Raw genomic sequence first — 11,374 nt, forward strand, 5'->3', positions numbered from 1 at the left:
AAAGATCTCGGCTACGGAGTTGCAGTCACGGATGGCCGTGTCGCTTTCGAATCGTCACTCGGTTGAGCGAGCAGGCGTTTCGACTCTTTCAGTAGGAAATCTGCGTCCATGAATGGTTCGTAGCTGATGTCCTGCCAGCGAATCTCTCCTTTAGCATCAATCAAAAACGTGCCATGCAGCGTCTTTTGTTCGAAGTCATCAAAGCAGCGGTACGCTTTGAAAATATCCAGTTCTGAATTTGAGATGAGCGGGAATGGGAATGTTTCTTTACCGTAATTCTCGTGCGAGTTCTTCAAGTCTTCCTGATTGTCAGTGCTGATGGCAATCAGTGAGATGCCAGCTTTTTCGAATTTTTCTGTTTCGGGAGCAAACGCCTGCAGTTGTTGTGCACAATGCAAACATCCAAAACCGAGATAGAAAATGACAACAACCGGCTTGCCTGAATAATCCGCCAATGAATGCTTTTTCGACAGATGGTCTTTCAGCGCAAATTCCGGTGCTGCACTCGGTGACCAGCGGAACGGGCCGAGATCAGCCAAGTTCGGGCGGTCTCCAAAATCTTCTGGAATTTCACGGGGAAGACGCCAATCCGCTTCGAATCCAAGCTCTTTCGCAATCGGTTGAAGTTGTTGGAAGACTGGGGTGTTGAGGTCAATCGTTGAAGAAATGGCTCGAAGCTCTTCAAAGGCTTTCTTTGCGTCCTCTTTTTTGTCTGCATCCCAGAGAACTGCAACTTTCCACGCTAACGGAACAACTTCACCTTTGTGGCTGGAGACATGCTTGTTGATTGCTGAAATTGCTTTGTCGGTTTCTCCGGCTTGCTGTTGAATGAAAGCCAGCCAGCCTTTGTCGAAAGTGGAGACCTTCGAGAATGAAGCGAGGGCATCGGCATGCGCTCCATGGACCAGATGTAGATGTCCTTCCAGTTCTCTGACGATGTTTGTCAACGTTCGGATTTTTGAGCTGAACTTTCGCTTAGCGGCTTCACCAGCTGCCTTTTGCGCTTTCTCGTCTTTCTTCTCATCCTTCTCTTTGTCCTTGGTCTCGTCTTTCACCTTTGCGATGGCTTCCTCGACAGCCTTGTCCCGTTCGGCTTCGAGTTTCGCCAGATCTTCCTTGAATCGCGTTAACAACTCGGATGCCCCGAGAGAGTCGTCCGTGTGAAATTTCGCCACGGCGACGAGGGTGTTTCGTTTTTGTTGTTCGGTTTCTGATTCAGTCGGTTCCAGGTAAATCGTTTCGGATAGCTTGAGAGTTTCATCCCAGAGCTGGAATGCCGACAGAGTCTCCATCAACCGCATGCGACCATATTTGGTGCTGCCTTGCTTGCTGAGAGTGTTGTATTTGGGATGACGCGGCAGGTCGATCATGTTCTTCGCCAAATCGAGGGCATCGTTCGAACGACCGATATGAATCAGATTTCGAATGAGCCATTCGTTGTTGTGTGCGAAGTTGTGGATCTGATCGGGGAGAACGCGGTCTCGCATCATGTACGCATGATCGGTTCTGGCGGAGGCTTCTTGTTGCCAGACGGCGTCGTGGTATCGTTTCAAGCGAGAATAAATGTGTCCTGGCATGTGCCACATGTGAGCGATAGCTGGTTCGCTTTTCCCGCACAAAGCTGCTGAATCGAGAGCGTTCGCTGGCTCCTCATAGTCCCATAGGTGAATCCGAAAATGGTGACATGGGTGGAGCGGATTCTTTTCGAGGATATCATTTAGCAATGCATCAACTGCGTAGTAGCTGCTGATTGGGATTCCTTTTGATCTGTTCTCGTACAATGCCAGTCCCAGGAAGGCTTTGGCTTCGATGTCATCCGGGTATTTGTGGAGCAGTTTTTCATAATCTTTGACCAAAGTCTGGCGACGTTTTTTGTCTTCTTCCGCCTTTTTCTTTCGGTCAACCTTCTCCCCTTCCTTGCGAGCAGGCTCTTTGAAATATTTTGCTAACGCGTTGATGTAAAGTTGCTCGCGTGCGGATGCTTTCTCTTTCCGTTTGACCGCCTCTTCGATGAATCCTCGCGCGCGGCTTTCGTTGCTGCGATTGGACATCGCCATTCCCCAATAAGCAATGGCACAATCGGGGTCTAGAAATGCAGCTTGGCGGAATGACCGTTCTGATTCGAAGTACCAGAAACCGTGCAGCTGGCCGACGCCCTGATCAATGAACTTCTGGACCTCTTCGGTCTTGCAGGTCGCCGGGAAGTGGACGTTGCCCATTCCTTGCATTAGATAGGCAGCCTGGCGTGGGCCTTCGTTGAAGCTCTCGCCATGATCAGAATGCCCTGCGAGGACTTCAGCATTCTCGCTCGGATTCGCCTCTTCTGCAGAATCCTCTTTCTCAGCTGACAGTGCTTGAGACGCGAGAGTCAGGGCAAAAACAAGGAGAAGGTTTTGTAAACGTAGCATCACACACCTGATTTACAAAGAAATGGGTTTGATCCAGCTTGAGCAGGCGGCGTGCGGGTGTCAAGCATGGGAGTCGAGTTCTGCCGGTTGTGTTGAGTATTCTCAGTCAATCCTGCGAGTTACCGCACGATGGCTTCCAACCCGGACGAGGCTTTGAGGGTTTCCAGGTTGTTTTCGTAGTGAACTTGTGAACTTCCTTGCCAGGCGAGGACTTGTTCATCCGTTCCGCGAACAAACCAGATTTGGTATGTCCCGCCCAACCAGGGGAAGAATGCATCGAGAATCCATCCAAACAGAAACCCCAACAGCCCAAACATCATCGCTTCTCCGGCGCTGGTTTGAGCCACATATTTCACTTCGATGCGCGTGTAACGTTTTAACTTGAAATTTAATGGCGGACGGTCGAAGAACGCGATGGTCCAGCGTTGCTTCAGAGCTCCCGGACTGATGCGGAATCGTCGGTAGGTTCCCAGAACGACTCCGAAGAGTGGAATCAGTATGAGTTTGTCCCACCACCGTATCGGGGCAAACAAAAGAACCACGGAGAGCACTCCCCAAGTCACAAGACGTTTTGAGCGGTTCGGAACGGGTGAAAGATTTTGACCTGCCACGTGTTTATTGCTTTCGCCCTGATGTTAGCTGTCGATGATTTCGAAACTCCAGTGGCTCAGGTTGATCCCGGAGGAGTTGAAAGCGTTCTTGTGAAAGTCACAAGCTTCAAGCTCTTCGTCGATAAACTCTGAATCTTTTTTCCAACAATTGCAAGACCGAGCTCGTAATGAGAGGCACATATCTCACCGTTCCATTCGTGAACAAAGTTTGTTTTCCAAGACATCATTTCGGAAAGGGATGGTCATGCATCCAGTCCACTCCAGCGATGAAAATCCGTCTTCAGACCATCGCTCCGATTTTCCCGTCGACATTGTCGGCCCTCAAAAAGAGTCCGAGAGAAGTCCTTTCTTTAAGCGAGTCTCGACGGAGAATCCGTTTTATCTGATCAGCGCAGCCTGTGTGATTCATAGTACCGGACTGTCGATGGGAGGAGGGCTTCCGTTGTCGGTGATGATTTCACTGATTGGTGGTTACCTGTTGCTGCTGGCAGTGATCGGGATTGGGATCGTTCGGTTCTGGAATGTCTGGGACGATGCTCGATCGATCTTTCTCACACTCATACTTTTGATGCTCGAGCTTTCGATCTGCTTTGACCAATCGATTGCTCTGCATTCCACGAGTGCAATAGTGGGGCTGGTCGGACTCACTCTTGGTGCGATGTGTCTCGTAGAGTTGATCCTCCGGGTTTTGAAAATACGGTTGCCGTGGATCTACCGCTTTCCATTTTATTTGCAACTCGGTCTTGCGATGCTGGCCTCGTTGATTCCGATGGCATTCTCGAACAGCGCAGAGAGTTCTGTGGTTCGTTGGGCAATTTATGGAGTGAGTGGACTCGCTGGTCTGTCGATGTTGACATTGATTCCGGCGATTCGAACTTCGCGAGACCGAGTCGAGTTCGCAGGCTGTCCCTGGATTTGGCCGTACCATCCGTGGTCGCTCTTCGTGATTGTCTGGGTCTGTCTCGGGTTTCGATTATACCTGCTGACACTTTCGTTCGATCCTGCGTTCGAGCTCTCTGCGAACGCTGCTTACGCAGGGATGGGAGGGATCTTCGGTGGCTATTTGCTTGTCCCAATGTTGCTCGGGATGAGCTGGTTGCTGCTCGAAGCGGCTCTTGTCCACCGGCACTGGTTAATTCAAACCTTTGCTTTATCGCTTTCGTTTGTCTGTGTGGGGCTCAGTGTTGAACAGAGGTCACTCAACCCGGCGTTGCAGAGTTTCCTCACTGAGTATTCGCAACATCTTGGGAGCCCGGTTTGGTTGGCGAGTCTGGCATCGGTTCTCTTTTTCGCGGTCGCCTGGTGGCGCGGGTTGCCGTTCGCTCGTCGTGGTCTGGTCGTTTCAATGTTGCTCGTCTCTGTCATGGATCCAAAGAGAGTCAGCTTTCAAAGAGTGGAAGACGTCAATCTGACCTGGTTGACAGCGACCGCAATCTTTTTGTGCTTAGTCGGACATCAGAAGCAGAAATCACGCTTCTATATTGAGGCTGTCGTGTGGATGGTTCTTGGCTTAGGCAGTCGTAATTATTTCGATGGTTGGGAGCTTTCACCAGTTGAAATTCAATTTCACCTTGTTGCATTGGCAGTTGGAGTTGTGAGCCTCTGGAGCAAGGACGAAGCGATGGAAGAGTTCAAAGTCTTGTTGATTCTCTTCATGGTCATCGCCACGGTGCGGATGCTGTTTCATGGGGTGACTGGAATTCGGCCAGCCGGTTTCGCTTCGGGTTATCTGCTACTGATGGCTGTCGCGGCGTACCTTCTGAGTCGTGTTCATCCGAAGGCAGGATTCCTGGGGGCGGCCTGTTTTGTTTTCGCCTGTACTTACGCGAGTGCATTCACAGAAGGGGGGCGATTCTTGAATCATCAAGTACGCTGGGACGGTCTGCGACAGTTTTTGATTGGCTTGGCATTTCTGCACGTGGGTCTGTTTGCCAGTGCCTGGAAAGGGGGAGTCTTCAAACGCTGGGCTGCCCGATTTGTCACGGCAGAGCCATTGCCCGAACCATCACCCGAATTGAAAGGACAGTAGGAGCCGCTAACTAAGAGTCGCAATAATCCGTCAGCGAGTTCACCTGTTTGGAAACTAAGCCGTTACAAAGTTGTTAACGAGTCGCTTGCTGCATTGGATTCGCTTCGCCTTGTACGACGAAGTAATCTGTTGCTGGCTTTAAGTTGTTCAATTTCTGCATCATGCCCGATGGCCAGAAGACCGTGGCTGAGAACTCGGTTCCTTCATCTACGACGTAGAAATCGCAATCGTACTCCGAAGAGGAAAGGTAAGAACCTCCTCCAATGACAAAGTGGACGCGATCTCCTTTGCTGGCGTGAAGCACGACACGGGCCCCGATGGCGTTGCGGTTGTCGGCTGTGCCGATCAGCTTTAGGCGAATTCGTTCACCTTTGATTGCGGTTTCGTTTCGCAAAATCTGAGCGGTTCCGTTCAGAACCGTGAAGACAAGATCGGTTCGCCCATCGCGATCAAGATCGCCACCGGCGAGCCCGCGCGAGACGTGTCGCTCGGAGAAGAATGAGGTGTCGTCGAAGGCCGCACGCTGAAATTTCTGGTCCCCTTTGTTCTCTAAAAGGGTAGATTGCTGCTCAAAGGTCGACTTGTTGGGATGGTAGATGACATGTCCATTCGCAATCGCGATATCCAAATCGGCGTCACCATCAAAGTCTCGGGTTAACGTTCCGAAGCTGACGAAGAGATCACCAACTGCTGAGACTCCCGCGTCTTGACTCATGTGCAGAAAGTTTCCATCTCCCTGGTTTCGGTATAACGCCGCGCTCTCGTGTTCGTAGTTTGTGACCCACAAGTCTCCGAGTAAATCTCCATCGAAGTCAAAGAACTCAAGCCCCATACTGCCATTCGTTTTTCCTTCGAAGTCGACAGCACAACCGGTGAGCAATGCACTCTCTTCGAGCTTCCCGGTTCCATCGTTGATGTAAAGGAAATTGTCGACGGTATCATTGGCGACGTAGATGTCGAGATCGAAATCGTTGTCAATATCAGCCAGGACGACTCCGAGCCCTTTTCCTTTTTTTGCAAGTCCCCACGCTTCGGACATGTCTTGAAATTTCCCATTGCCAGTACTTCGGAATAGAGCATCGTCGAGCCCTTCGAATCGTCGTGGCGGACAAACGTCTTCGTCATGGCTTGGAGAGGGGCTGGGACATTTCGGGTTGTTATCGAATGACCAGTCAACGTAGTGGGTGAGATAGAGGTCCAGCGAACCATCACCATCAAGGTCGCCCCAACCGGCGCTGGTCGACCAGGAGTCATCGATCAACTCGGCTTGTTCTGCGACTTGAAAGAATGTTCCATCACCGTTGTTTTCCCAAAGGTCCACCCCGCCGTAACCGGTGACAAGAATGTCATCGAACCCGTCATTGTTGAAGTCCGCGATGGAGACTCCGTGGGTGTAGCGTTGTGGTTGCCCAAGTCCGGTTAAGGAGGAAGTGTCACTCCATTTCATATCTCCGAGGCCTCGATAACATTGCAGTGGCAGACCTTCTAAACTTGGTGGATCACCTTTGATCAGTTTTCCCCCACCGGGAAAAACAAGATCAGTGAAGCCGTCTTTGTCCAGATCGAACAGTCCGACGCCGCCTCCCATCGATTCAAGGATGGCGTAGAATCCAGCGTCACGTCCGTTATCGTATGTCGCATGAACACCGGAGCTTTCTGTGATGTTTTGAAATTTGAACTTCAGTTCCGGTTCAGTGCCGCTCTTCTGAGTATTGCTTTCTGGTGAAGGCGATTTGGAACATCCTGACCCCAGCAGCAGCAGCGCTAACGAAAGACAGAGTCGAACTTGAAAAGTGTGCAGCATGATGAGAATGACGCTTGTTGCCTGACAGTGTGCGAATTTATTCGGTCGGTGTCGTGTTCTGTTGAATTGCGGAGAGCCTGTTCGCAGTTTTTGAATGATACTCAGCTTCCTTGAGAAAGAGTGAATCTCTTTTGGCTTTTCTTGTATAGAGCTCGCTGAGAAGTTCATGCGCGCGGATCGAAGTTGGCTCGTAGGCCAGTACACTTTTCAACCAGAACTCAGCTGTCTTGAGCGACCCATTGTTTAAGTAGAGTTCTCCGACTTGTAATCGCTCTTCAACATACGGATGAACAGGATTGATTCCGTCAATAATTTTGTCGGCTTTTTGAAGTGCGGTTCTGGCATTGTTCACCGCTTGAAGTTCCGCACTTCCAGCTTCGGTTGCTCCTGATTGTCGCAAAGCGATTGCTCGAGCGTATCGCACGTCCAGATTCGAGGGGTCCGCTTCGTACGCAATGTTGAGAAACTTAAGTGCCGCTTCGTTGTTCCCGGCTCCGAGTTCTAAACTACCAAGCTCAAACGCTGCCGGGTTCCCTGCAGGGATTTCCTGAATCAGTAAATAGCTGGCCATGAGTTCGTCGATCGGGAGATTCATTGCCTCCTCGAGAACTTCTCTGGCTTTCTCTGTCTCGCCAAGTTGGCGGTAGCATTTTCCAATCTCGACCTTCGCTGCACCATTCTTTTTCATTGCCAGACAACGAGAAAAGAACTTGATCGCCTCCTGAGGGTGCTGTGTTTCGAGTAAAAGTCTTCCGAGTGCGAAGGCCGAAGGGTAGTGGGATTCGCATTTTGCTAAGGCGTCGCGGTACTCTTGCTCGGCGACATAATCGTTTTGCAGATAATCTTGAACACGACCGTTGGTATAGTGTGGGCGAGGGTCTTCGGGATAACTTTGCTTCCAGTTTTCGATGACAACAAAAGCCTGGTTGTATTCTTGGCCGACTAAAAAACCGTTCGCGAACGCGCTGCAAACTTCATCAGCGTCCCCTTCCTGGTTCTTTAACATTTTGACAAGCTCCTCCATCAGGGCAGGGGCTTCGCCGCCACTGGCGCGTGCCAGAATTTCTTCTCGCCGGGCTTGCAGTGGGTCGCCTCCAAGTTGGGCAAACTGTTCGAGATTCTCGGAGAACAGGTCGTATTGACCAAGCTTTCGGTTGAGCCTTGCACGAAGACGATACGTCTCCGGGTTACGGTCTCGGAAGAAGAGAGACCAGTCCAAAGCATTTTCAGCACGGTCAAAATGATCAACTTTTAAGTGCTGCTCAGCTCGCCAGTTGCTGAGGTATGAGAACGTCTGAAAATACCACAGTCCGACCAGGATCAGGAGCATGGCGATAAATCGCTGGATCCGCTGACGGCTCAGTGAGAGGCTCAGCGGGCGTTGTGTTCGCTGACGGCTTGATGCCGTGGCGGTCGTCGTTTTGGCGGATGGAGACGTCATTTCGATCATCACCCAGAGTATCCTGCCAGGAAGAAAAAGCAAACGCCTGAAAGATCTCGGGCGTTTGCTACGAAATTTTGCTTACAGCTTTTCGAGCATTTCTTTCGCTCTGGCTTTGATTTTTGCAGAGTCTTTCATCGCGGAAAGTTCGTCAATATCTTTCATCAGTTCAGCACCCTTGGCTTCGTCTTCTTGCCTGAGCCGACCGATGTTGTTTCGAACATCTTCGATGCTGCTGTCGATGGCTCCGGTCTCCATGACTCCTTCAAGTCCCTTCCTGACTTCCTCAACTGCTGAGGATTGATTTACGGGGACTTCGGTGACTTTTTTTCCACCACATCCAGTGACGATTCCAACAGTGCAGCAGAGTGCTGCACATAATGCAAAACGATAGCGAATAGAAGACATCATGATTCTCGTCTCAATGGGACTGAAAGTAAGGGGTTATGCAAAAATGAACGACAATACAGGGATGAGATACCAAGTCAGAGCTTAACGCATTGGGCTGGTTGTCTGAACGGAATCTATTTGAGTTCGGGAGATAAAAAGGTCGGAGTTTAGAAAGTTTCTTATGTCTCTCATGTGTAAGAGATGGTGTTTCTCTGGTCACTGATTACAAAAAAGCAGCTCGAATCTGTCTTTTGAACATCTTCGAGGCTGCTGTTTGTAAGTGAACTTTAATGGCTAGAGAATTTTCACTAAGAAATTCGCGTTTTGTCCTGTAGAAGTGAGTGATTTGCACGTGATGGCACTCTTTCAAAGACAAAACGGATGCCTTCTAGAATTCGCCGACAACATCACCCTGGTTGCTGCTTCCGATGCTTTGGTATAAGTCAAAGTCGATGTTTTCGGAGATGAAGCGAACAGCACCATCACCCATGGCATGCTGTGATCCACCAGTGTGGAAACTTCGTGAGGCCCACACGCCGCGAGCATCACCTTCACCACAGCCGCTACATTCGTGGCAGTTCGGGAATCTCCAGTTTGGAGGGACGACAGTGTTCATTCCGGTGTCGTCCATCATTGGAGAGACCCAGGTCCAACCGCCTGAACTGCGGTGGTCAGCTGTTCCTGTGAGGCAGGTGTTGCCGTAAGTGGTCATTTGATCCTGTGTCGGTTTGATTGGATTGATCCCAGACAAGGACTGATTACGAATGTAGTCGCCACGTTCCAGTCGGAAGATTCCGTTGTCGCCGTCTCCTTTGACGATCTCTCCGAAGGCAATTGTGTTTGATGTTCCATCTGTGATGTCTCGCATGGCGAGCGAACGGCGACGGTGAAACATTCCAGCGGTGCGTGTTAAACTTGCTTCCCAGCCCAAGTTAGGACCAGTGCTCGCTCCATAGTTGTTCCCGCCATCACCATTGGTGATAATCCCGGGATCTGAAGGGCATTGGAAGACAGGGACTTTTGTTCGTCCCAATGTGCGGTTTGGATAATTCGCATTGGTGTGCGTCCAGAATCGGTTGAGATCGTACTGGTTATACAGCGGAGCTTGATCAACAAACGGCAGCAACATGGTGTGAACGCTGTTGCCACGCCATTCGCTTCCCCAGTCATTGTTCGCTTCAGTTCCGAATGTTAACTGAGGGAACTTTCCGTGGGTGTCATGGTAGTTGTGCAGTGCAATCGCAAGTTGCTTGAGGTTGTTTTTGCACTGTGAGCGGCGAGCTGCTTCGCGAGCCTGCTGCACGGCAGGTAACAAGAGAGCAACCAGGATCGCGATAATCGCAATCACAACCAGAAGTTCAATGAGGGTAAACCCTCTACGTAAGCGCTTCATTCCTGTCTCCAAATCTGGGAAGTAAAAAGAAAAATGTCCGAACTAGTGACCCGCGAAAAGCTGCCCGCTAATCCGCAAAAAATAAAAGATATAGAATCTCTAAAGTGAATCAATTAATGAGCAGGTTAGTTTTTTTGCTCAAAACACAGGAATCTGTGATCGCAAAGGATAGGAAAGGAGGACGTAATTTTGAATCAAAGATTACGTATCTGTTGTACTTTAACACACTTTGCTCGATGAGTGCAAGAAATGAAAGGTCTGATTGGTCTGCATCGACGAGTTGGGGGTGAAAACTCGATCAAAATACATTTAAATGAGATTCTCATCCGTCAATTGACAGGCGGAACCGGACTCCCCTGAGGCTTACGAAGGTAGGTGGTGCAATGAAGAAGTTATTGTTGATTTTCATGGTGACAGTTGCCGTAATGTTAGGTGCTTCTCTGAATGCAGATGATCAAATTGTTGAAGCAAACTCTAAAGTGGAGAAACTGTCAGGGGATTTCCGCTTCACGGAAGGCCCCGCCTGGGATCGAAATGGGACTTTGTACTTCTCTGACATTCCCAACAAGACGATTCACGCCTGGACCAGCAAAAAAGGGATAGAAACCTTCAAGGTGCTTGAGGGAAGCTGCAACGGACTCCGGTTCGATCAAGCGGGCAATCTGTTCGTCTGTCAACCGGTTGGCCGAGCGATCGTCAAAATTACCCCGGAAGGCAAACAATCCGTTGTTGCTGAGAAGTTCGAAGGGAAGAAGCTGAATTCCCCGAATGATTTGTGGATCGACCCCAATGGTGGGATCTATTTTACTGATCCTCGCTACGGCAGCATGGACGATCTTCAGCAGAGCGGTTTTCATGTTTACTACATTCATCCAGGCGAGAAAAAGATCGAGCGAATTCTCGATAATCTCGTGAAGCCGAACGGAGTGGTTGGGAGTGCCGATGGAAAGAAACTCTACGTTACTGACCCCGGAGCACAGAAAACATACGTGTACGACATCACAGGTCCGGGGAAGCTCGAGAATCGCAAACTGGCAGCTGATGCAGGTTCAGATGGATTGGAACTTGATGAACTTGGCAACCTGTACATCACAGGGGACAGCATGCGTATCTTCAATTCCGAAGCAAAAGAAATTGCTTCGATTCCACTGCCTGAAAGAGCTGCCAACATGACAATTGGTGGTCCCGATGGAAAGACGCTATTCATTACAGCCCGGACTGGACTCTATTCAGTTCAACTTAAGGTTAGCAGTGGCTCGGACCCGTTCGCCAAGTAATCAGTCAGAAACTCGTTAGTG

Annotated in this window: 9 protein-coding genes; 3 read left to right on the forward strand and 6 right to left on the reverse strand. The window is 50.0% G+C overall.

The genetic code is table 11. From position 1 onward, the window contains the following. Nucleotides 1-11 precede the first annotated feature (11 nt). Both Mal48_RS22710 and Mal48_RS22715 read right to left on the reverse strand, forming a co-directional pair. Entirely contained in the window at nucleotides 12-2,408 is a 2,397-nt protein-coding gene (locus Mal48_RS22710; protein WP_145205378.1) for a peroxiredoxin family protein, read from the reverse strand. A 119-nt stretch (nucleotides 2,409-2,527) separates the two neighbouring features. After that, on the reverse strand, nucleotides 2,528-3,019 hold the full coding sequence (locus Mal48_RS22715) for a hypothetical protein (protein ID WP_145205381.1): 492 nt from the start codon (nucleotides 3,017-3,019) through the stop codon (nucleotides 2,528-2,530). Between Mal48_RS22715 and Mal48_RS23790 the strand changes: the two genes are divergently transcribed. Next, on the forward strand, nucleotides 3,020-3,151 hold the full coding sequence (locus tag Mal48_RS23790; RefSeq protein WP_261341960.1) for a hypothetical protein: 132 nt from the start codon (nucleotides 3,020-3,022) through the stop codon (nucleotides 3,149-3,151). Nucleotides 3,152-3,263: 112 nt separating this feature from the next. Further along, nucleotides 3,264-5,048 carry a hypothetical protein gene (locus tag Mal48_RS22720; protein ID WP_145205384.1) on the forward strand — a complete coding sequence of 595 codons (1,785 nt, stop codon included), beginning with the start codon at nucleotides 3,264-3,266 and terminating at the stop codon, nucleotides 5,046-5,048. Between the two features lie 73 nt (nucleotides 5,049-5,121). Here the strand turns inward: Mal48_RS22720 and Mal48_RS22725 are convergent, their stop codons facing one another. From Mal48_RS22725 to Mal48_RS22740, 4 genes are all read right to left on the reverse strand, one after another. Beyond that, complete coding sequence (locus tag Mal48_RS22725) at nucleotides 5,122-6,852, reverse strand: CRTAC1 family protein (RefSeq protein ID WP_197441922.1); 1,731 nt, start codon at nucleotides 6,850-6,852, stop codon at nucleotides 5,122-5,124. A gap of 37 nt (nucleotides 6,853-6,889) precedes the next feature. After that, nucleotides 6,890-8,302 carry a tetratricopeptide repeat protein gene (locus Mal48_RS22730; protein ID WP_145205390.1) on the reverse strand — a complete coding sequence of 471 codons (1,413 nt, stop codon included), beginning with the start codon at nucleotides 8,300-8,302 and terminating at the stop codon, nucleotides 6,890-6,892. 72 nt (nucleotides 8,303-8,374) lie between these two features. Continuing rightward, complete coding sequence (locus tag Mal48_RS22735) at nucleotides 8,375-8,704, reverse strand: hypothetical protein (protein WP_145205393.1); 330 nt, start codon at nucleotides 8,702-8,704, stop codon at nucleotides 8,375-8,377. A gap of 367 nt (nucleotides 8,705-9,071) precedes the next feature. Next, on the reverse strand, nucleotides 9,072-10,076 hold the full coding sequence (locus Mal48_RS22740; protein ID WP_145205396.1) for a DUF1559 domain-containing protein: 1,005 nt from the start codon (nucleotides 10,074-10,076) through the stop codon (nucleotides 9,072-9,074). Between the two features lie 383 nt (nucleotides 10,077-10,459). Here Mal48_RS22740 and Mal48_RS22745 point away from each other — a divergent pair, with 383 nt between their 5' ends. Further along, nucleotides 10,460-11,353: an SMP-30/gluconolactonase/LRE family protein gene (locus Mal48_RS22745; RefSeq protein ID WP_145205399.1), complete on the forward strand. Its 894-nt coding sequence runs from the start codon at nucleotides 10,460-10,462 to the stop codon at nucleotides 11,351-11,353. Nucleotides 11,354-11,374: the final 21 nt, after the last annotated feature.

The sequence above is a fragment of the Thalassoglobus polymorphus genome, assembly GCF_007744255.1.
Classification (GTDB): domain Bacteria; phylum Planctomycetota; class Planctomycetia; order Planctomycetales; family Planctomycetaceae; genus Thalassoglobus; species Thalassoglobus polymorphus.

What these genes read in the sequence shown, in the direction of transcription:
- Mal48_RS22710 (WP_145205378.1), bottom strand. Translation starts at nt 2,408, where the DNA reads ATGCTACGTTTACAAAACCTTCTCCTTGTTTTTGCCCTGACTCTCGCG.
- Mal48_RS22720 (WP_145205384.1), top strand. Translation starts at nt 3,264, where the DNA reads ATGCATCCAGTCCACTCCAGCGATGAAAATCCGTCTTCAGACCATCGC.
- Mal48_RS22725 (WP_197441922.1), bottom strand. Translation starts at nt 6,852, where the DNA reads ATGCTGCACACTTTTCAAGTTCGACTCTGTCTTTCGTTAGCGCTGCTG.
- Mal48_RS22730 (WP_145205390.1), bottom strand. Translation starts at nt 8,302, where the DNA reads ATGATCGAAATGACGTCTCCATCCGCCAAAACGACGACCGCCACGGCA.
- Mal48_RS22735 (WP_145205393.1), bottom strand. Translation starts at nt 8,704, where the DNA reads ATGATGTCTTCTATTCGCTATCGTTTTGCATTATGTGCAGCACTCTGC.
- Mal48_RS22740 (WP_145205396.1), bottom strand. Translation starts at nt 10,076, where the DNA reads ATGAAGCGCTTACGTAGAGGGTTTACCCTCATTGAACTTCTGGTTGTG.
- Mal48_RS22745 (WP_145205399.1), top strand. Translation starts at nt 10,460, where the DNA reads ATGAAGAAGTTATTGTTGATTTTCATGGTGACAGTTGCCGTAATGTTA.